Source organism: Nocardia takedensis NBRC 100417, from assembly GCF_000308695.1.
Lineage (GTDB): Bacteria > Actinomycetota > Actinomycetes > Mycobacteriales > Mycobacteriaceae > Nocardia > Nocardia takedensis.
In genome coordinates, this window is record NZ_BAGG01000019.1 from 219,761 (window position 1) to 239,926 (window position 20,166).

Consider the following 20,166-nt stretch of genomic DNA (forward strand, 5'->3'; position numbering starts at 1 on the left):
CCGCTGCATGTCTTCACCGGGGGCGCAGACCATCACCGTGCGCCATGATGGAACCGAACGTGTATTCGATTCGAATCAGAAGATCACGATGGGTCGCGCGCCCGAGGTCACGCTGTTCGTGGACAGTCCGCTGGTTTCCCGCGTGCACGCGACGCTGGCCTGGCAGGGCAACGGGTGGGTCCTGACCGACAACGGCAGCACCAACGGGGTTTTCGTCGACGCGCGCAGGCTCAGTCAGCCGGTGGCGATCGACCGCCCGATCCAGGTCCGGCTCGGTGACGCGATCAGCGGTCCGCTGCTGCATCTGCTCCCCGCCGCCCCCGCACGGCCCGCACCATCGCATCAGCCCCCGCAACCGCAGCAGCGGCAGTCCTCACAGGCCCTGCCGCGGCAGAACTATCAGCACCCGAACCGTCCGGCGCCCGGTCAGCAACCGCCGCGCCCGCAACCCCCGAATCCGCCGCCCCCGCAGCAGTCGGGGCCGCAGGACCGGATTCCACCCCAGCAGTCCGCACCGCAGCCGCAGGTCCCGCCGCAGCCCGCCAACGTCAACATGACGACCAGGGCCGACACCTCCTCGATCCCGCCGTTGCGCGCGCGCCCGTCGACCTCGCCGATCGCCCGCGCCGACCGCCTCCCGCCCGGCGGTCTCGGGATCGGCCGCACCAGCGACAACCAGATCGTCGTCAACGATCCGCTGGCCTCGCGCAAGCACGCCCGACTGGTCGCCGCCGCCGAGGGCCTGACCATCGAGGATCTGGGCTCGGCCAACGGCACCTTCGTCAACGGCACCCGGCAGCAGCGCACGGTGCTGCGCGAACGCGACATCGTCACGATCGGCAACGTCGACTTCGTCGTCCAGCAGGGCGCGCTGGTGCACCGGCAGAAGCCGGTCGCCGAACAGGGCCTCAACGTGCACGGCGTCGGGTTCACCGTCGAGGGCAACAAGCAACTGCTCGTCGATGTGAACATGCAGGCGGGCCGCGGCACGCTGACCGCCCTCATCGGCCCCTCCGGAGCGGGCAAGTCCACGCTGTCCAAACTCATCGCGGGCAGCACCCAGCCTTCCGGTGGCGTGGTCACCTTCGAGGGCCGCAACCTGCACGCCGAATACGAGGCGCTGCGCTCCCGCATCGGCATGGTCCCGCAGGACGACGTGCTGCACCGGCAGTTGACGGTGCGTCAGGCGCTCGGCTACGCGGCCGAGCTGCGCCTGCCCCCCGACAACAGCAAGGCCGACCGCCAGAAGGTGATCGACGGGGTCCTGCAAGAACTCTCGCTCACCGAGCACGCCGACACCCGCGTGGACCGACTCTCCGGCGGTCAGCGCAAACGCGCGTCGGTGGCGCTGGAACTGCTGACCGGTCCGTCGCTGCTGATCCTGGACGAACCCACCTCGGGTCTGGACCCCGCGCTGGACCGTCAGGTCATGGTGATGCTGCGTGAGCTCGCCGACGCGGGCCGCGTCGTCATCGTGGTCACGCATTCGGTGGCCTGCCTGGACATGTGCGATCAGGTGCTGCTGCTGGCGCCCGGCGGCAAGACGGCGTTCTGCGGTCACCCGGCCGGGGTCGGCGGCGCGCTGGGCACCAGCGACTGGGCCGAGATCTTCGCCAACGTCGCCGCCAACCCGGACCAGGCGTTCGCCGCCTACCGGTCGCGGCAGGCGTTCATCCCGCCGCCTCCGCCGCCCGCGCCGCGCACCGGCCCGTCCGGAAGTCCGCCGCACGCCAGCGGATTCAAACAGTTCTCCACGCTGGTCCGCAGACAGATCAGACTGATCTTCGCCGACCGCGGCTACCTGGCCTTCCTGCTGGTGCTGCCGTTCATCCTCGGCGCGCTGTCGCTGGTGGTGCCGGGCAAGAACGGTTTCACCGCGGGCGGTCTCCGACAGGACCCGGTCAGCGGCAACATCGTGCCCTCCGGCGGCGCGGAGGCCCAACAGTTGCTGGTCGTGCTGATCCTCGGCGCGTGCTTCATGGGCGCGACGCTGACCGTGCGCGACCTGGTCGGCGAACGCACGATCTTCTACCGGGAACGCGCGGTCGGCCTGCTGCCCTCGGCGTACCTGCTCGCCAAGATCTGGGTGTTCAGCATCACGGCCTTCCTCCAGGCCGCGGTGCTGGTCGCGATCACCCTGGTCGGCAAGAAGCCGCCGGGCGCGGGTTCGCTGATCCCCTCCGGCAGCGTCGAACTCTATGTGGACATAGCCCTCACGGCGGTGTGCTGCGTGGTGTTCGGCCTGCTCATGTCGAGCCTGGCCAAATCCAACGAGCAGGTCATGCCGATGCTCGTGGTGATGATCATGGTCCAACTGGTGATGGCGGGCGGCCTCATCCCTGTCACCGACCGGCCCGGCCTCGAACAGGTGTCGTGGCTGTTCCCCTCGCGGTGGGGTTACGCCGCGGGCGCGTCCACGGTGAACATCAAGGAAATCTTCCTCAACGCCCAACCGGACCCGCTGTGGGATCACGAGCCGGAGGTGTGGGTGATGGATGTCGTGCTGTTGCTGGTGATCACCGCGATCCTGGCCTACTTCACCTGGCGACGGCTGCGCCTGAAGAAATCGGCGGCGTGAGGCGCGGCGGCGCGGACCGTGCGTCCATCCCGGTGAACGCCGGGGTGAACCGATGCCGGGTATCGCGAGCATCGCGCTCGGGTACCAGGCACACTTAGGCGTGTGACGGTGCGAGTAGGGGCGGTGCATCTCGGATGGGATGTGGTGTCCGTGGCGGCGGGTGGCGCGGGGACACCGATCCGTCCGGTGCAGGTGGAAGGTACGTATACGCCGCCGGCGTATCTGCTGGCGGATTCCTCGGGACGATTGCACACCGCGGGTGTGGACGTGCAGCGCCCCGATCTGGGCATGGCGATCGCCGACGTGCGCGACATCCTCGGCCATCCGCAGATCGTGGTGGCCGGGGCCACCTGGCCCGCCGAACTGGTGTTTCGCGCCCGCATGTACAACCCGCTGGCGGCCGTGGGCAAATACCTGCGCGGACGGCCGGACGTGGTGGCGCTGCCGTTCCCCGACGGCTGGCCCGACGAGAAGATCGACGTCTACGCGGCCCTGGTCGAACAACTCGACGTCGCGGTCGAACCGCTGCCGGAGAGCGTCGCGCTGTCCGGATACGTGCGCGCGCTGGGTCTGGTGCGTCCGCCCGGTGCCCGCGATCCGCGCGGAGCGGGCGCTACCGGCGTCTACTCCGACGGCCGCACGATGCTGGTCGTCGCGGTGCACGGCGACGACGACCAGCCCACCGAATCGGTGGACGTCCCGGTCACCGCGGAGGCATTGCGCGACCCGCACTCCGCCGACAACGTCGTCATCGAGGTGATGGCCGCGGCCCGTTCCATCGGCGCGGACACCTCCACGGTCCTGCTGTGCGGCAACGTCTGCTTCAACGACGCCCTGCGCCTGGCGTTCCAGAACCACCTCGGCCACCGCTTCCGGGTCGCCGACCACCCGATGCACGCGTTGGTCCTGGGCGCGACCCATCTGCTGGTGACCGACAGCGATGGCGAGGAGCCCGAACCCCGTCCCGAACCGCCCCGTCCTGAGCCGCCCCGTCCCGAACCGCCGCGCCCCGAGCCGCCCCGGTCCGAGTCGCAGCGCACCGTCGAGCAGCAGCGATCCGAGCCGCGGTGGCCCGTGGAGCCGCCGCGGGCCGAATCGGCGCGGCCGGAGCCCGCGCGGCCGTCCGGGCTGACGCGTCAGCCGCTGCACGTTCCGCCGCCGGAGCAGCGGCGGCCCGAGACGGGTCCGCAAGCGGTGCGTCAGCCGGAAGCCCCGCAGTTGGCCGCGCCGCAGCATCAGCCGTCCGCCCCGCCCGCCGCGCCGTACTCGTCCACCGCGCCCGGCGGTGCGCCGCAGTCGCCCGCCCCTGCCGCGCCGGGGGTGCCGCAGTCGCCCGCCTCCTCGTCGGCTCCGCCCGATTTGTCGACGTCCGCGCCGCAGGCTCCCTCGCCGTGGCGCGCGCCCGACGCGCAGACCCCGCCGGTGGTGACCTACGGGCCCGGCTACCCGACCGTGCGCCCCGAGGCGCCGGCCGGCGACGAGCCGACCACCCGGGTCACCCGCGAGGACCCCGCGCGCGGCCTGCCGCCGCACCTGGCCGAATTCGGCAGCCGCTTCACCCGCCCGCCCGGCGCGCCCGAGGACCAGCGCACCACGGTGCCGGGCCGTTCGCCGACCCCGCCCGCGCAGCCGGGACCGCCGCCCGCGGGCAGCTATCCGCCGCCGCAGCCCCGTCCCGGGCCGTGGTCGGAGGCCGAATCGGAGGAGGACGGCGACGACCAACGGCGCAAGGGCGGTCGCTGGGACCGGCTCAAGGGCAATCTGTTCGGCGCGAATGTCGTGGTCGGCGCGGTCGCGCTGGCGGTCGTCGGCCTGGCCCACGAATCCGGTCACGCCGAGTTGGCCGGATCGCTGGAGTCGGTGACCTGCGCGCTGACCCCGCGCGTCGACTCCGAGCGCGGTCAGGGCGTCGTCTCCGTCCGCGAACACGACCTGCGCGGGCACGACGAGCAGAGTTGCCCCGAACCGGAGATCGACACGTTGCGCTTCGTCGTCCCGTCGCTGCCCGGCGCGATCGATCCGGGTCCACCGGTCCGGATCTGAGGCGATTCCCGGGTAGCGATGCCCTCCTGGTATCGTGGCTCGCTGGCGTGCGGAAGCACGAACGAGCCCCGGGTCTCCACCGGCCGCCGGGATCGGCTCGATCGCACGTCGGGGCCGGCAACACCGACGACAGACAGGGAACCACTGTGCCTACGTACAGCCCCAAGGCGGGTGACGTGACCCGTAAGTGGTACGTCATCGACGCCACTGACGTAGTGCTCGGCCGTCTCGCGGTCCAGGCAGCGAATCTGCTGCGTGGCAAGACGAAGCCGACCTACGCCCCGAACTTCGACGGTGGCGATTTCGTCATCATCATCAACGCCGACAAGGTCGCCATCTCCGGCAACAAGAAGGCCGACAAGCTCATCCACCACCACTCCGGGCATCCGGGCGGCCTGAAGTCCCGCACTGTCGGTCAGGTGTTGGAGAGCCGTCCCGACCGTCTGGTCGAGAAGGCCGTCAAGGGCATGATCCCGAAGAACAAGCTCGGCAACGCGATCGCGGGCAAGCTGAAGGTCTACGCGGGCCCGACGCATCCGCACGCCGCTCAGCAGCCCATTCCGTTCGAGATCAAGCAGGTGGCCCAGTGACCGCTCCCGAGGAATTCGCCGAAGAGACCGTCGAGGAGACCTTCGAGGTCACCGCTGACGCCGCCGAGGCCACCGAGTCCGACGCCGACGGCAACGTCGAGGTCGTCGAGGAGGAGTACGGCTACGAGGCCGAGCCCGCCGGTTTCGCCCCGGTCCTGATCGACCGCCCGGTGCAGACCGTCGGCCGCCGCAAGGAGGCCGTGGTGCGCGTGCGCCTGCTGCCCGGCAGCGGCAACTTCGTGCTCAACGGCCGCACCATCGAGGACTACTTCCCGAACAAGGTGCACCAGCAGTTGGTCAAGTCGCCGCTGGTCACGGTCGAGCGCACCGAGTCCTTCGACATCCACGCCCGCCTGGTCGGCGGCGGCCCCTCCGGGCAGGCGGGCGCGCTGCGCCTGGCCATCGCCCGCGCGCTGATCGAGGTCACCCCGGACGACCGCCCCGCGTTGAAGCGGGCTGGCTTCCTCACCCGCGACCCGCGTGCCACCGAGCGCAAGAAGTACGGTCTGAAGAAGGCGCGTAAGGCGCCCCAGTACTCGAAGCGCTGATTTCGGCATCGCCGGCCTCCGTCATCCGGCACCCTGGACGAGGGTGCCGGTGGCAGCGGTCGCGGTCGAGTCGTCCGGTGGTCTCGGATCATCGTGGCGATCGGCGTGGCCGTTGCGTCGTATCGGATCGGTCGGCGCGGCAAGCCGCACGAGAGCAGGCTTCCAGCACCCGCTGGTCGCCTGCTCTCGTGCTGTATTCCCGATGAAGGGTGACGAGGGACGACTATGGCACGTTTGTTCGGTACCGACGGAGTCCGCGGCCTGGCGAATGATTCGCTCGGCCCGGAGCTCGCGCTGGTGGTCGCCGGTGCGGCGGCGCAGATCCTGAGCCGGGGCAAGACGCGTCCGCTCGCGGTCCTCGGCCGCGACCCGCGGGCCTCCGGTGAGATGCTCGAGGCCGCGGTGACGGCGGGCCTGACCGCGGCGGGGGTGAACGTGCTCGCGGTCGGCGTGCTGCCGACGCCCGCCGTCGCCTATCTGACCGGCTTGTACGACGCGTGCCTGGGCGTGATGATCTCCGCTTCGCACAACCCCATGCCGGACAACGGCATCAAGATCTTCGCCGCGGGGGGGCCACAAACTCGACGACGCCGTCGAGGACCGGATCGAGGCGCTGATCGCCGAGGGGCTGACCCATCGCCCGACCGGCGCGGGCATCGGCCGCGTGCTCAACGCCTCCGGCGCGCGCGACCACGGACAGGTCGTTCCGGATCAGTACAGCGTCGAGGGCACCCACGAACGCTATGTGGAACATCTCGTCGAGGCCACCGGTCAGGATCTGGCCGGGTTGACCGTGGTGCTGGACTGCGCCAACGGCGCGGCTTCCGAGGTGGGCCCGGCGGCGCTGCGCGAGGCGGGCGCGACGGTGATCGCGATCAACGCCGAACCCGACGGCCTCAACATCAACGACGGCTGCGGGTCCACGCATCTGGAGCAGGTCCGGGCCGCGGTGGTCGAGCACGGCGCGGATCTCGGTCTGGCCCTCGACGGCGACGCCGACCGCTGCTTGGCCGTGGACGCGGCGGGCACGGTGGTCGACGGTGACGCGATCATGGCGATCCTGGCGATCGCCATGCGCGAGGCGGGTGAGCTCGCCGAGGACACGCTGGTGGCGACCGTGATGAGCAATCTCGGACTGCACATCGCGATGCGCGAGGCCGGAATCACGTTGCGCACCACCGCCGTCGGTGACCGCTATGTCCTCGAGGAGTTGCGGCGCGGTGCGTTCACCCTGGGCGGCGAGCAGTCCGGTCACACGGTGCTGCCGAAGTTCGGCACCACGGGTGACGGTGTCCTGACCGGCCTGCGGTTGATGGCGCGGATGGCGGCGACGGGCCGGAGTCTCGCCGATCTGGCCGCGGTCCTGCGGACCGTGCCGCAGGTGCTGGTGAACGTCCCGGTCAGCGACAAGGCCGCGGTGGCCGCGGCGCCCGAGGTGCGCGAGGCGGTCGGGGAGGCCGAGCGCGTGCTCGGCGATTCGGGGCGGATCCTGTTGCGCCCCAGTGGTACCGAGCAGTTGGTTCGGGTCATGGTGGAGGCCACCGACCCCGAGTTGGCCCAGCAGTTGGCCGAGGATCTCGCCAAGCGCGTCGCCTCGGTCTGAGGTTCGCACGTCATCGATGCGTCCGGTCGGGATCGCCCGACCGGACGGGGCATCGGCACGTCGCTCGCGCACCGAGTGCATCGAATATGCATCATTCTTCCGGTAGCATGGCGGTTGCCGAGGAGATGGTCGATTCCTCCGGCGACGCCCGTGAGGGCCGCGTCGCGCGGTACGGCTGAGCCGCCCCCTGTCGCGCGGCGCGGTCCTCGTGGCCGTCGCGGCGTATCCGGTGCACAACCCGTTCGAGGGAAGAGGTTCGAGCGCAGTGGGCGAATGCCGATGACCGTCAGTATCGTACTTTTCACGCGTGACCTGCGGGTTCGCGACAACCCCGCGCTCACCGCGGGCTGCCGCGCCGACGCGGTGGTGCCGCTGTTCGTCCTGGACGAGGCGATCCTGTCCGGCCGCGCCGCCACCCCCAATCGCGCCGCCTTCCTCGCCGCGGCACTGAGCGAACTCGACGCCGAACTGCGCGAGATGGGCGGAAAGCTGGTGGTGCGCCGCGGCAAGGTGGCCGACCAGGTCGCCGCCGTGGCCGAGGAGGTCGGCGCCGAAGTGGTGCACATCGCCGCCGACGTCAGCGCCTACAGTCGGCGGCGCGAGCGCGAACTGCGCGATCGGCTGGCCGACGCGGACCGCGAACTGCGCGCCCACGCCTCCTCGGTGATGACGGTGGAACCCGACGCGGTGACGCCGTCCTCCGGGCGCGACCACTTCGCCGTCTTCACGCCTTATCACCGCCGCTGGACCGAGATGCACCGGCGCAACCCGCTGCCCCGCCCGCCCGCGCTGCGGATGGCGCGCATCGCCGCGGGCGACCTGCCGAAGCCGGAGGAGATCTGCGCGGGTGACCGGTCGCCGCGGCTGTCGGTGGGCGGGGAGAAGACCGGCCGCGAACTGCTGCGCCGCTGGACGGCGGGGCCCAGCGAACGCTACGCCGCGCTCAGCGACGACCTGCCCGCCGACGCCACCTCGCACCTGTCGCCCTACCTGCACTTCGGCTGCCTGTCGGCCGCGGAAGTGCTGCACCGCACCGACACCGACGACGAAGGCGGCGCGGCCTTCGCGCGGCAACTGGCCTGGCGCGATTTCAACCACCAACTGCTCGCCGCGCGGCCCGAGGCGGCCTGGCGCGACTACCACGACCGCGGCATCCGCTGGCGCGACGATCCCGCCTCCGTGCGCGCCTGGCGCGACGGCCGCACCGGCTACCCGATCATCGACGCGGGGATGCGTCAATTGCGCGAACAGGGCTGGATGCCGGGCCGCGCGCGATTGATCGCGGCGAGCTTCCTGGCGAAGTCGCTGCGGGTGGACTGGCGCGTCGGCGCCGACCATTTCCTGCGCTGGCTGGTGGACGCGGATATCGCCAACAACCAGTTGAACTGGCAGTGGGCCGCCGGAACGGGCACCGACACCCGGCCCAACCGGACGCTGAACCCGCTGCGGCAGGCCGACCGCTTCGATCCCGACGGTGAATACGTGCGCCGTTGGGTGCCCGAAGTGGCCGAGTTGGCGGGCGGCGCGGCGCACCGGCCGTGGCGCGTGTCCGGCGGTGTCGCGGGCTATCCCGGGCCGATCATCGACTTCGCGGGCATGTAGTTCCGCGCGATTGTCCACAGGCGGGCGATTGTCCACAGCGCGACTGTTCGCCCAGGTCGGCGGCGGTCGCGTGGCGGGCCTCGGTGCCAGTCTCGCCGTATGCGACCAGGACTGGAACAGGCCAGGGACAGGCAATTCGGCGCTTTCGCCACCTGGCAGGTGTTGTGCGAGTACACCCGCGGCGAGATGCGTCTGCACCTCGACCGCGGCGACTGGATCAGGATCTTCCGCGGCGTCTACCGGGAGGTCGGCACCCCGCCGACGCCGGAACTGCGGGTGGAGGCCGCCCGGTTGTCCACCGGGTTGACCTCGGTCGTCGCGGCCTACGAGACGGCCGCCGAACTGCACGGATTCGCCGTCGCCGAAGCCGGGGTGACCCACGTGCTCGGCGCGCGGCCCGCGCGTTCGGCGCACCTCTACGTCCACCGCGACCGCGCCGACACCGCCGAGACCGAACTCGTCCGCGGCGTGCTGACCACCAACGCGGTGCGCACGGTGATCGACATCGCCCGCACGGCCACGCGGGCCGAGGTGGGCGAGATCCTGGAAGTCGCGCTGGCGCAGGGCATCTCGCACCGAGCGTTGCTGCGGGAACTGCCGCGGCATCGCGGCAGGCGCGGTCACGGCCAGGCCGCCGATCTGCTCGCCCGCCTGCGGCACGATCCGGCCGCCAGGGTGATCCCGGTGCAGTGGACGCCCGGGCGCTCAGAACTGCGCGGACACGAATCCCGTGAACAGCACCAGGAATCCGCCGATCTCCCCGACGACGAGGGCGTACAGCGTCAGCCGCTTCGACAGCGTGATCTCGCCCCGGTACTGATTGGTGGTGTCGCGGCGCAAGCCGTGCCAGGAATAGGTGGCGATGGCGCCCGCGAAGAAGGCCAGCACGACCAGGTCCGCCGCCAGATTCACGGCGGTGGCCCAGCCGCTGAGCTCGGTGAACACCGCGAGCAGCACACCCGCGAAGGAGTACTGCAACGCCGCGCGGTGGGCGATGTCGACGTAGATGTGCGCGGCCCCCTCGGAGGAGGTGCGGATTCCGTGGTACTTCCACACGCCCAGCAGCAGAGCCACCAGGAACAGGACGCCGGTGACGAGCAGCGTGATTCGAGTGTCGATGCTTAGGTCGGTCATATCTCTCCCCGCGATGTCAGTCTTCGATCAAGTGTCCATCGGCCATCCGCCAGCGACGGGTGGAACGGACCGTGTCGAGCATGCGTCGATCGTGGGTCACCAACAGCAGTGTGCCCTCGAACGAGTCCACCGCCTGCTCCAACTGTTCGATCGCGGGCAGATCCAGGTGGTTGGTCGGCTCGTCGAGCACCAGCAGATTCACGCCGCGCGCCTGCAACAGGGCCAAGGCCGCGCGGGTGCGCTCGCCGGGCGAGAGCGTCGCGCACGACCGCGTCACGTGCGCGCCGCGCAGCCCGAATTTGGCCAGCAGCGTACGCACCTCGGCATCGGGCCATTCCGGCATCTCCGCCCCGAAGGTCTCGGCCAGCGGGGTGTCGCCACGGAACAGCCCGCGGGCTTGGTCCACCTCGCCGACGGCGACACCGGAACCCAGTGCGGCGGACCCGCTGTCGGGCCGCAACCGGCCCAGCAGCAGCGCGAGCAAGGTCGATTTGCCCGAGCCGTTCGCGCCGGTCAGCACGATCCGATCGGCCCAATCCACCTGCGCGGTCACCGGACCGAGGGTGAACTCACCGCGCGTGAGGGTCGCGTCGGTCAGCGTCGCCACCACCGTGCCGCTGCGCGGGGCCGACGCGATCGACATGCGCAGTTCCCACTCCTTGCGCGGCTCCTCGACCACGTCGAGGCGCTCGATCCGGCGTTGGGTCTGGCGCGCCTTGGCCGCCTGCTTCTCGGTCGACTCCGCGCGCATCTTGCGGCCCGCCTTGTCCGAATCCGTCTTCGCCTTGCGGCGCGCGTTGCGCACGCCGTGTTCGAGCCAGTTGCGCTGCATCCGCGCCCGCGCCTCGAGTCCGGCCTTGGTGTCGGCGTATTCCTCGTAGGTGTCGCGCGCGTGCCGGCGCGCGATGGCGCGCTCGGCGAGATAGGAGTCGTAGCCGCCGTCGTAGATGTCGACCTGCTGCTGCGCCAGATCCAGTTCCAGCACGCGGTTCACGGTGCGCGCGAGGAACTCCCGATCGTGGCTGATCACCATCAGCGGCGCCCGCACCCCGGTGACGAACTGTTCGAGCCGATCCAGGCCCGCCAGATCCAGATCGTTGGTCGGCTCGTCCAGCAGCAGGATGTCGAAGCGCGACAACAGCACCGCGGCCAGACCGGCCCGTGCCGCCTGGCCGCCGGACAGTCCGGTCATGGGGGTGTCGAGTCCGTTCGCCAACGAATCGGCCAGTCCGAGGTCGGCGGCCACCTCCTCGGCGCGCTGGTCGAGGTCGGCGCCGCCCAAGGCGAGCCACCGCTCCAGCGCCGGGGTGTAGTCGTCCTCGCCGCCGTCCGCCAGACGCTGAGCCGCGGCGTCCATGGCCGACTGCGCCTCCGTCACACCGGTCCGGCGGGCCAGGTACTGCGCGACGGTCTCGCCCGCTACCCGCTCGGGTTCCTGGGCGAGGTAGCCCACCGTCGCGTCCGGCGGGCTCAGGGTGATCGTGCCGGTGGGCGCGTCACCCTCGGCCAGGATGCGCAGCAGGGTCGACTTGCCCGCGCCGTTCACCCCGACCAGGCCGATCACGTCGCCCGGGGCGAGGGTGAGGTCCAGGTCCTCGAACAGGGTGCGTTCGCCGTGGCCCGCGGACAGCCCGCGCGCGTGCAGAGTGGTGCTCACCCGCGAAAGTCTGCCGTGCCCGTCCCGCGCCGCCGCACGGGCGGTCGGATCGGGGTCGTCCCGGAGGGCGACGCTCGCCGAAATCAGGGTCGGAATCGGTCGGTGTACCGATGCCGCGGCCCGTCGCCGACGGCACAGTCGAAAGGGTATCGATCGACCCCGGAAAGGAATTCCGATGACCGCTCCCGTTCGCCGCCTCACCCGTTCCACCACCGACAGTTGGATCGCCGGTGTCTGCGGTGGCCTCGCCGAGTACTTCGGCTGGAGTCCCGCGGTCGTGCGACTGCTGTTCGTCCTGTCCTGCCTGCTGCCCGGCCCGCAGTTCATCGTCTACTTGGTGTTGTGGCTGATCATCCCGAGGAAGTGAGTCCGGCGACCCGGTAAGCTGCTGCGCCGGGGCCCGGCAGATGACAGGATGGTGGGAATCCCCGTTCGCGGCACTGCCACCCGCAGCGCTGTCACCGAGTCCGTCGAGGAGGAGTCATGATCACCTCGGGCGAGTTTTCCGGCCTGGATCTACCCGACATCGACACCTCCTCACCGCTCGAGGGGTTCGGCCCGGTCGAGTTGAACCATCCCACCCAGGACATCGACGGCGACGGCATCCTCGACACCGAGACCACCGCCGGGGCCGACGCCACGCAGATCTGGACCGACTACGACCACGACGGTCTGGCCGATCACGTCACGGTGGTGGAGAACGACGGCGACTACGCCGCCTGGGAGTTCCACCACCACCCCGACGGCACCTCGGGGTGGGTCCGCACCGACCAGGGCAAGCTCGGCGGCTAGGCGGCCGATCGGTACGCGGGGGTAGATTTCCGGGCGGAATCCGGTTTCCCGCGGATCGGAGGGAACCGGGTAAGGCCGCGCTGCGTCCTATCAACAAGGCGGGGGTCGCGGGCTCGTGAGGTTCGTGGCGGGCACCGGACAGGACGAGGAAGGGCGGATTCGTGTCGACGCAGTACATGGGGGTCAACACCGGCGAACTCGGTCAGTTCGGCAACGATCTTCGCATGTCGGCCGGTGTGGTCACCACCAGCGCGAAGCGTATCTCGGACAACATGTTCGGCAACGCCTCCACCGACAAGGGGCCCGATGCCGGCCGCGCGTACGGCACGCAGGGCAAGGCCATCTACTCGGGGCTCGAGAACGTGGTGAAGTGGCTCAACGACTGGGGCGCCGCAGGCGGAGCCATCGCCGACACCGTCGGCGCTTCCGCGATCGTCTATTCCGACACGGACAAAGAGAACGCGAGCAAGACCAACAATGCGTGACGGGGGACAGGGGAGGACGGCGAGGATGATCGAGGGACACGGCCATGGCTGAAGCGTCGCTGTCGAATCTGAACGGTGCCAACGTCGACAAGATCCTCGACGACGGCGCGTCCGGTCTCCAGTATTTCGCGCAGTTGCACGAGCGCTACCAGAAGGCGTTCGGCCACGGTCCGTCGCATTCGCTGGACCAGATCTACGCGCTCTACGACGAGCAGCGCGGGATGAATCTGGAGAAACTGGCCGATACCGCCACCGCGATGTCGCTCACCCTGAAGGACGCCGACGAGCAGTGGACATCCCAGAAGGCGATGGCCGACAAGCTGCCCACCATCTGGCAGGGCGATGCCGCCGAGGCGGCGCAGTACATGTTCGGCCAGCAGTTGACGATGGCCACCGATGACAAGACCAAGGCCCGCGCGGCATTGGACGCCATCGTGGCAACGGTGCCCAATCTGCGTAAAGCCGTGCAGGACAAGGCTGATCACGTCAAGAGTCTGGTCACCGGTGGTGAGGTCCGCGTCGACAACCTCTCGCTCTACCAACTCGACATCCTGATCGGCGGCACCGACGGTGTGGGCGACGTGCTGAAAGCGGTGTTCCCCGGCACTTTCGGCAAAGTCGTCGGTGAGATCACCGATTTCAACATCGCCAGTCAGATCATGGGCAAGCTCGTGCTGGGCAATATCGCCAAGGACGCGCTCGAGGAAGTGTTCAAACCGCATTTCGATTCGCGGCTGAAGAACTTCGTAGACACCTGCACCAACACCGACACCGCGATCAAGAACGCCTACGTCCAGTTGGTCAACTCGATGCAGGCGCTGGACGGGAATCCGTATCCGCGCCCGGCCGGTGTGCCCAAGGTCACCACGCCGAGCAACCCGAGCACGCCGAGTTCTCCCAGCAGTCCGAGTTCACCGAGCACTCCCAGCACACCGAGCACGCCGAGCACCCCGAGTACGCCGAGCACTCCCAGCACACCGAGTTCTTCGCCGACCACTCCGTCCTCGACGGACCTGTCCTCGGCCCTGACCGGTCTGGCCTCGCTGAGCCAGGTGGCGAGCACCGTCGCCACGGCGGTGCAGTCCGGGCTGTCTTCGCTGGGCACCCTGATCAGCGACGGTATCGAGAACCTGACCGATCACCTCGAGGAGCAGGCGAAGACGGCCGCCGAGAACAAGGACAAGCCGCTGGCCGAATTCGATCTCGCAGGCAAGCACATGAAGCTCGAGATCGGCCCCGACGGCCTGCCGCGCTTGGTCACCACCGAGGCCGACGGCACCACCCACGAGTACAGCGTCGAACTAGACCAGAACGGCCTCCCGGTGCTCTCGGACGAGAAGACCGGCGGCGAGGACAAGGCCGAGGGCGACGGGGCCGACGGTGCGAAGGCCGAAGGCGAGAAGGCCGAAGGCGACAAGGGCGAGGGCGACAAGCCGGAAGAGGGAGACAAGGCCGAGGGCCAGGGCGGTGCACCAGCGGGTGACCAGAATGCCGACCAGGGCGGCACGCCCGCGGGCGATCAGAAGGCGAACCAGGGCGGCGCGGCCCAGGGAGGTCAGAATGCCGACCAGGGCGGCACACCGGGCGGTGCGCCCGCCGATCAGTCCGAGAACGCCGGACGCCCGGCGACTCCGGGCGTGCCGAACGCCAAGCGTGAGAACGACGGTGAGCACACCCCGAATCCCGCGTTGACGCCGGAGGGCGGGCAGCAACCGCAGGCGCCGGTGGACACCGGGGCGCGATTGGCGGAGGCGGGCCCGCTGTGACCGACAGACGTGACAGGGCGTGGGAGGAGAGCGCATGGTGAACTACGCCGAGGCGATCGAGCGGGAATTCGAGGAGTGCGCCCGCCGCACCGCAGTCCTGCGGGCGGAACTGGCCGAGATCGATCGCAGCGCCGCCGAGCGTCTGCACGCGCTCGGCGAACGCGCGGCCGAGGATCTGCGCAAAGTGATCGAGGAGAACGCGGAGGAGTTCGCGCGCGAACAGGCCGAAGCGGAGGAACGCGAACGCCGCGAAGCCGAGGAACGCGCCGAACGCGAACGCCAGGAAACCGAGGCCCGCGAACACCGCGAGGCGATCGCCCGCTCCGCCGCCGCCCGCCGCTCCGCCGACGTCGTCACCCCCATAGACGAAGACGACGACCCCGAAGGCGAGTACTACCGCAAGAAGAGCTGGCTCATCTAGCCGACCGCCACCTGGCCAGTGGCCGCTCGATGCGTTGTCGTTGTCACAGTCCCAGATAGTGCGTGACCGTGAGATCCAGTCGCGCCATATCGTCGTGGCTCAGGTAACCGACCATCTCGCCGACATACTGCACATCCAGCGACCGTATCTGGTCGACCAGTAGAAGAGTGGATCGTCCCAGCAAGTCTATGCGCGGTCGGAACATCGAGTCCTGAGCGGAGGCGGAGGTGGGTACCACGGTGACCATGGACCAGTCGGTCTCGGAGAGAACCACGCCGTAACGTTTACCGCGTTGTTCGCGCCCGCGATTCGTCTGACCGAAGTCGACTTGATGAACAGCGGCTCGAATCACCAGGCGTCCGGCTCTTCATTCAGATCCTCGCCGGAGGCGTCTATCCGTTCGGCGTCCTGCTGGGCGGCCAGCAGCCACTCACGACGCTCCAGCTCGTGCAGAGCCCGCCGGATCACGTCGGCCTTGGTTTCACCAGGTCTGGCCAGCTTGTCCACCAGCACCTTGTCGGCGTCGGTGAATCGGATACCGGTAGTGGGATTCTTGGTGGTTCTTCGCGCGCCGGAAGCAAACGGCTTCTTTCGGGTTTTGGTGGCCATAACTCCAGTTTAGGCCCGTGTGCAACAGGTGTGCAACGTCATGTCGACGTCGAAGAACGATCCGTTCGGTGGAACCGTACTAACGGCGGAGGAGGGCGGCTATGGCGCCGATCGGGAGGCCGGACTTCTTCTTCTCTTCTTCGCGGGGGGCGTGCGGGTCCACGACGGTGGTGTGGGGGACTTGGGCCTCGGGGTCGGCGAAGGCGGCGTAGGTCTTGTCGTCCAGGACGGTGTGCAGCAGGTAGCCGGTGAGGATCGCGCGGGTGCGGCGGGCCACTTTGGCCTGATATTTGCCGATGCCGAAGGCGTCGAGGGCGCGGCGGCCCTCCACGATGCCGTTGTGGTTCGCGCCGTCGAGGGTGCGCAGCAACTGCGGACCGGCCCATTCGGTGGCCAGGGGGAGGGCGTTGGAGCTGACCGAGTCGAGGTCCTGCGCGCCGGCGAGGATGAGGGCGGGGATCTCGATACTGCCCGCGACGTTCTCGGCGGCGGGTGCGGTGGGGGCGGGGTGCAGTGCGGCCACGGCGGCGACGCGACGCTGCGCGGCGGCCAGGACGGCCGTGCCCGCGCCCATCGCGTGACCCGCCAGCACGAGGCGGTCGGGGTGCACGCTGATCTGTCCGTCGCCGAGTCGCACCCCGGTGCAGATGTCGAGGGTGGTGAGCAGATCGGTGGCCAGGTCCAGATGTGACGGAATCGGTCCGCGCTCGGTGTCGGGGGCCGCGACCACGAAACCCCAGGAGGCGAGGTGTTCGAGTAGCTCCCGATACCGCGACGCGCCGGTCAGCCAGCCGTGCGCGAACGCGATCGCGGGCAGGTTCTTCCCGGTTTCGGGCGTGTAGACAACCCCGGGCTGCCCCGCGATGGCCAGGTTGCCGCGCAACACGTGGTGCGGGCCACGGCTGGTCAGGGTGCTCAGAAGAGATTTCACAGACGCCGACACGACGTGAACGTTATCCGATAAGTACTCTGGTGAGCCATGTGCGGAATCGTTGGCTACGTCGGGTACCGGGACGCGCTCGGCGTCGTCGTTGACGCGTTGCGCCGCATGGAATATCGGGGGTACGACTCCGCGGGTGTCGCGATTCTCGGCGGTGTGGGCGCGTTGGCGGTGGAACGCAAGGCCGGTCGTCTGGCCAATCTGGAGGCCGAGCTGGCCGAGTCCGACCCGGCGCGCTTCGCGGGCAGCACCGGTATCGGGCACACCCGGTGGGCGACGCACGGCGCGCCGACCGACCGCAACGCCCACCCGCACCGCGACGTCACCGGGAAGGTGGCGGTGGTGCACAACGGCATCATCGAGAATTTCGCGCCGCTGCGCCGTGAGCTCGAGCAGGCCGGGGTGGAGTTGCTCAGCGACACCGACACCGAGGTGGCGGTGCATCTGGTCGCCCTGGCGTACGCCGCGGGGCCGACCGCGGGTGATTTCGTGGCCAGCGCGCTCGCGGTGCTGCGCCGGCTCGAGGGCGCGTTCACGCTGGTCTTCACCCACGCCGACCACCCGGATCTGATCGTGGCCGCGCGCCGCTCCACCCCGCTGGTGGTCGGGGTCGGCCGGGACGAGATGTTCATCGCCTCGGATGTCACGGCGTTCATCGAGCACACCCGCGACGCGGTGGAGCTGGGGCAGGATCAGGCCGTGGTGATCACGGCGGGTTCCTACCGGGTCACCGATTTCGACGGCAACGACGTGCCGGGCAAGACGCGCCCGTTCACGATCGACTGGGATCTGGCCGCCGCGGAGAAGGGCGGCCACGACTACTTCATGCTCAAGGAGATCGAGGAGCAGCCCGCGGGCGTCGCCGACACCTTGATCGGGCATTTCACCGTCGACGAGGCGGGCGGCCGGATCGTCCTGGACGAGCAGCGCCTGGCCGACCAGGAGTTGCGCGAGTTCGACAAGGTGTTCGTGGTGGCGTGCGGCAGCTCCTATCACGCGGGTCTGCTGGCCAAGTACGCCATCGAGCACTGGACCAGGCTGCCCGTCGAGGTGGAGTTGGCCAGCGAGTTCCGCTACCGCGACCCGGTGCTGGACCGGTCGACGCTGGTGGTCGCGATCTCGCAGTCCGGCGAGACCGCCGACACGCTCGAGGCGGTGCGCCACGCCAAGGATCAGAAGGCCAGGGTGCTGGCGATCTGCAACACCAACGGCGCGCAGATCCCGCGCGAATCCGACGCGGTGCTCTACACCAGGACCGGCCCGGAGATCGGCGTCGCCTCGACCAAGGCGTTCCTGGCGCAGGTGACGGCCAACTTCTTGGTGGGTCTGGCGTTGGCGCAGGCCCGCGGCACCAAGTACCCCGACGAGGTGGCCCGCGAATTCGCCGAACTGGAGGCGATGCCGAAGCTGGTCGAGCGGGTCCTGGAGACCGGTCCGCAGGTGCGGGCCATCGCGCGCGAGTTGGCGCAGGTGCCGACGGTGCTGTTCCTGGGTCGCCACGTCGGCTATCCGGTGGCGCTGGAGGGTGCGCTCAAGCTCAAGGAGCTCGCCTACATGCACGCGGAGGGTTTCGCGGCGGGTGAGCTCAAGCACGGTCCGATCGCGCTGATCGAGGACGGGCTGCCGGTGATCGTGGTGATGCCCTCGCCGAAGGGCCGCGCGGTGCTGCATTCGAAGCTGCTCAGCAATATCCGCGAGATCCAGGCGCGCGGCGCGCGCACGATCGTCATCGCGGAGGAGGGCGACGACACGGTGCGCCCGTTCGCCGACGATCTGATCGAGATCCCGTCCGCGCCGACGCTGTTCCAGCCGTTGCTGTCGACGGTGCCGTTGCAGATCTTCGCGGCCGAGGTCGCCCAGGCCCGCGGCTACGACGTGGACAAGCCGCGCAACCTGGCCAAGTCGGTCACGGTCGAGTAGTTCGGCGTTACTGCTCGACGGTGACGGTGCCGCGCATCTCCGGGTGCAGCGAGCACAGGTAGCGGTACGAGCCGGGCGCGGTGAACGTGTAGCTCCATTCGCCGCTGGTGAAGATGGGGCTGTTGAGCCCCATCGCCTTGTCGCCCATGCCCTGCACGGAATGCGGGAAGCGGTCGCTGAACTTCCAGGTGACGGTGTCACCGACGCGGACGGTGACCTCGGCGGGGGAGAAGGTCATGTCGTCGACGGCGACCGTGACCTTGGCCGTCGGTTTCTTCGTCGGCGCGGCGGCCGCGCTGGTGGCGGAGGTGGCGCTCGCCTGCGTCTCGGCGGCGTCGTCGGAACCGCAGCCCGACAGGGTGAGCACGGCGGCGGCGACCAATCCGGTCGCGACCCGGGCGGACAGTGCGTGGCTCCCGAACGGCATGGCGGCCAGCCTAGCCGCCGTGTCCGATTCGGCGGCGGTGCGGGGCGCGGCCGGTAGGGTCGGGGGCGACCGGTCGGAGCGGGCGAGCAGCGGAGGCAGGAGACGGATGTCCACGCAGCGGGGCTATTTCACGGCCGACGAGGTGCGGGCGGCGGAGGCGGAACTGTTCACGCGGGTACCGGACGGCGTGCCGATGCGCCGCGCCGCCTACGGGTTGGCCCGGGTGGTCGCGGCGGAACTGCGGGAGCGGACCGGGGGTGTCGCGGGGCGCGCGGTGGGTCTGCTGGTCGGTTCCGGTGACAACGGCGGTGACGCGCTGTGGGCGGGGGCGATGCTGCGGCGGCGTGGCGTCGCGGTGACGGCTGTGCTGCTCAATCCCGAACGCGCGCACCGGGAAGGGCTGGCCGCCTTGCGTGCGGCGGGTGGCCGGGCGCGTGATCGCGTGGGCGCGGTGGACTTGGTGATCGACGGCATCGTGGGCATCTCCGGGCGCGGACCGCTGCGCCCGGCCGCCGCGGATATCGTTGCGGCGTTGGATGTTCCGATCGTCGCGGCCGATCTGCCGAGCGGGGTCGATCCCGACACGGGCGCGGTGGCCGGTCCTGCGGTGCGCGCGGCGGTGACGGTCGCGTTCGGCGCGCCGAAACCGGTGCACGCGCTGGCCGCGGCGTGGTGCGGCCGAATCGAAGTGGTGCCCATCGGTCTCCGGCTTCCCGAAGCCGGACTGCGGGCCCTCGACCCGGCCGAGATCGGCGCGCGCTGGCCGGTGCCGGGGGCCGCCGACGACAAGTACAGCCAAGGCGTGACGGGTGTGTGCGCGGGCAGCGCCGCCTATCCCGGGGCGGCGGTGCTGTGCACCGGGGCGGCGGTCGCCGCGACCTCGGGGATGGTCCGTTTCGCCGGTGAGGGCGCGGCCGCGGTGCTGGCGCGTCATCCGGAGGTGGTGGCCGCCGAGTCGATCGAACGGACCGGTCGGGTGCAGTCCTGGGTGTTCGGTCCCGGCGGCGGCACCGACGCCGCCGCGGCGGACCGACTGGCCCGCGTGCTGGCC

General features: G+C 70.0%; 18 protein-coding genes and 1 pseudogene. 14 read left to right on the top strand and 5 right to left on the bottom strand.

All coding sequences use genetic code 11. From position 1 onward, the window contains the following. The first annotated feature begins 7 nt into the window (after positions 1–7). From ON30_RS04855 to ON30_RS42000, 7 genes and pseudogenes are all read left to right on the top strand, one after another. A complete protein-coding gene (locus tag ON30_RS04855) occupies positions 8–2,578 on the top strand; it encodes an FHA domain-containing protein (protein ID WP_040704483.1) in 2,571 nt (856 codons plus the stop codon). 102 nt (positions 2,579–2,680) lie between these two features. After that, entirely contained in the window at positions 2,681–4,621 is a 1,941-nt protein-coding gene (locus tag ON30_RS40850) for a hypothetical protein (RefSeq protein ID WP_245553939.1), read from the top strand. A 146-nt stretch (positions 4,622–4,767) separates the two neighbouring features. Beyond that, positions 4,768–5,211, top strand: a complete 444-nt coding sequence (rplM, locus tag ON30_RS04865) for a 50S ribosomal protein L13 (protein WP_040686710.1) — start codon at positions 4,768–4,770, stop codon at positions 5,209–5,211. Next, positions 5,208–5,759, top strand: a complete 552-nt coding sequence (rpsI, locus tag ON30_RS04870) for a 30S ribosomal protein S9 (protein ID WP_040704485.1) — start codon at positions 5,208–5,210, stop codon at positions 5,757–5,759. Before rplM ends, rpsI begins: the two co-directional genes overlap by 4 nt. Before the next feature lie 225 nt (positions 5,760–5,984). Continuing rightward, positions 5,985–7,362 (top strand): annotated as a pseudogene (gene glmM / locus ON30_RS04875) (phosphoglucosamine mutase). Positions 7,363–7,641: 279 nt separating this feature from the next. Continuing rightward, positions 7,642–8,964, top strand: coding sequence for a cryptochrome/photolyase family protein (locus ON30_RS04880; protein WP_040704569.1), 1,323 nt, complete (start codon positions 7,642–7,644; stop codon positions 8,962–8,964). A gap of 99 nt (positions 8,965–9,063) precedes the next feature. Next, positions 9,064–10,089, top strand: a complete 1,026-nt coding sequence (locus ON30_RS42000; protein WP_157183610.1) for a hypothetical protein — start codon at positions 9,064–9,066, stop codon at positions 10,087–10,089. Between the two features lie 25 nt (positions 10,090–10,114). Here ON30_RS42000 and ON30_RS04890 read toward each other — a convergent pair whose 3' ends face one another. Further along, positions 10,115–11,701 carry an ABC-F family ATP-binding cassette domain-containing protein gene (locus ON30_RS04890; RefSeq protein ID WP_444543689.1) on the bottom strand — a complete coding sequence of 529 codons (1,587 nt, stop codon included), beginning with the start codon at positions 11,699–11,701 and terminating at the stop codon, positions 10,115–10,117. Between the two features lie 229 nt (positions 11,702–11,930). On the opposite strand from ON30_RS04890, the gene ON30_RS04895 reads away from it, so the two are divergent. The 5 genes from ON30_RS04895 to ON30_RS04915 all read left to right on the top strand — a co-directional run bounded on the left by ON30_RS04895 (position 11,931) and on the right by ON30_RS04915 (position 15,219). Beyond that, complete coding sequence (locus tag ON30_RS04895) at positions 11,931–12,122, top strand: PspC domain-containing protein (RefSeq protein ID WP_040704491.1); 192 nt, start codon at positions 11,931–11,933, stop codon at positions 12,120–12,122. A gap of 116 nt (positions 12,123–12,238) precedes the next feature. Then, entirely contained in the window at positions 12,239–12,547 is a 309-nt protein-coding gene (locus ON30_RS04900) for a DUF6802 family protein (protein WP_040704492.1), read from the top strand. 161 nt (positions 12,548–12,708) lie between these two features. Then, complete coding sequence (locus ON30_RS04905) at positions 12,709–13,032, top strand: hypothetical protein (protein ID WP_157183611.1); 324 nt, start codon at positions 12,709–12,711, stop codon at positions 13,030–13,032. Between the two features lie 44 nt (positions 13,033–13,076). After that, positions 13,077–14,798 (top strand): ICP22 family protein, encoded by a 1,722-nt coding sequence (locus ON30_RS04910; protein ID WP_040704494.1) that lies wholly within the window; start codon positions 13,077–13,079, stop codon positions 14,796–14,798. A gap of 34 nt (positions 14,799–14,832) precedes the next feature. Continuing rightward, positions 14,833–15,219, top strand: coding sequence for a hypothetical protein (locus ON30_RS04915; RefSeq protein WP_040704495.1), 387 nt, complete (start codon positions 14,833–14,835; stop codon positions 15,217–15,219). Positions 15,220–15,262: 43 nt separating this feature from the next. On the opposite strand, the gene ON30_RS04920 is transcribed toward ON30_RS04915, so the two are convergent. The 3 genes from ON30_RS04920 to ON30_RS04930 form a co-directional block, all read right to left on the bottom strand. Then, positions 15,263–15,571: a type II toxin-antitoxin system PemK/MazF family toxin gene (locus ON30_RS04920; RefSeq protein ID WP_085999267.1), complete on the bottom strand. Its 309-nt coding sequence runs from the start codon at positions 15,569–15,571 to the stop codon at positions 15,263–15,265. Further along, positions 15,568–15,828: a hypothetical protein gene (locus tag ON30_RS04925; protein ID WP_245553940.1), complete on the bottom strand. Its 261-nt coding sequence runs from the start codon at positions 15,826–15,828 to the stop codon at positions 15,568–15,570. The genes ON30_RS04920 and ON30_RS04925 overlap by 4 nt, the downstream gene beginning before the upstream one ends. Positions 15,829–15,907: 79 nt before the next feature. Next, positions 15,908–16,771, bottom strand: a complete 864-nt coding sequence (locus tag ON30_RS04930) for a dienelactone hydrolase family protein (protein WP_040704499.1) — start codon at positions 16,769–16,771, stop codon at positions 15,908–15,910. A 36-nt stretch (positions 16,772–16,807) separates the two neighbouring features. Between ON30_RS04930 and glmS the strand changes: the two genes are divergently transcribed. Further along, on the top strand, positions 16,808–18,688 hold the full coding sequence (glmS, locus tag ON30_RS04935; protein ID WP_040704501.1) for a glutamine--fructose-6-phosphate transaminase (isomerizing): 1,881 nt from the start codon (positions 16,808–16,810) through the stop codon (positions 18,686–18,688). Between the two features lie 7 nt (positions 18,689–18,695). On the opposite strand, the gene ON30_RS04940 is transcribed toward glmS, so the two are convergent. Next, positions 18,696–19,115: a cupredoxin domain-containing protein gene (locus ON30_RS04940; RefSeq protein ID WP_040704571.1), complete on the bottom strand. Its 420-nt coding sequence runs from the start codon at positions 19,113–19,115 to the stop codon at positions 18,696–18,698. A gap of 106 nt (positions 19,116–19,221) precedes the next feature. Here ON30_RS04940 and ON30_RS04945 point away from each other — a divergent pair. Further along, positions 19,222–20,166 (top strand): bifunctional ADP-dependent NAD(P)H-hydrate dehydratase/NAD(P)H-hydrate epimerase (locus ON30_RS04945; protein WP_040704503.1); only part of this gene is annotated, 945 nt, incomplete at its 3' end.

Excerpts from the sequence above, each read along its gene's own strand:
- ON30_RS42000 (WP_157183610.1), top strand. The coding sequence starts at position 9,064 with ATGCGACCAGGACTGGAACAGGCCAGGGACAGGCAATTCGGCGCTTTC.
- ON30_RS04915 (WP_040704495.1), top strand. The coding sequence starts at position 14,833 with ATGGTGAACTACGCCGAGGCGATCGAGCGGGAATTCGAGGAGTGCGCC.
- ON30_RS04855 (WP_040704483.1), top strand. The coding sequence starts at position 8 with ATGTCTTCACCGGGGGCGCAGACCATCACCGTGCGCCATGATGGAACC.
- ON30_RS04910 (WP_040704494.1), top strand. The coding sequence starts at position 13,077 with ATGGCTGAAGCGTCGCTGTCGAATCTGAACGGTGCCAACGTCGACAAG.
- ON30_RS04895 (WP_040704491.1), top strand. The coding sequence starts at position 11,931 with ATGACCGCTCCCGTTCGCCGCCTCACCCGTTCCACCACCGACAGTTGG.
- glmS (WP_040704501.1), top strand. The coding sequence starts at position 16,808 with ATGTGCGGAATCGTTGGCTACGTCGGGTACCGGGACGCGCTCGGCGTC.
- ON30_RS04925 (WP_245553940.1), bottom strand. The coding sequence starts at position 15,828 with ATGGCCACCAAAACCCGAAAGAAGCCGTTTGCTTCCGGCGCGCGAAGA.
- ON30_RS04900 (WP_040704492.1), top strand. The coding sequence starts at position 12,239 with ATGATCACCTCGGGCGAGTTTTCCGGCCTGGATCTACCCGACATCGAC.
- ON30_RS04940 (WP_040704571.1), bottom strand. The coding sequence starts at position 19,115 with ATGCCGTTCGGGAGCCACGCACTGTCCGCCCGGGTCGCGACCGGATTG.
- ON30_RS04880 (WP_040704569.1), top strand. The coding sequence starts at position 7,642 with ATGACCGTCAGTATCGTACTTTTCACGCGTGACCTGCGGGTTCGCGAC.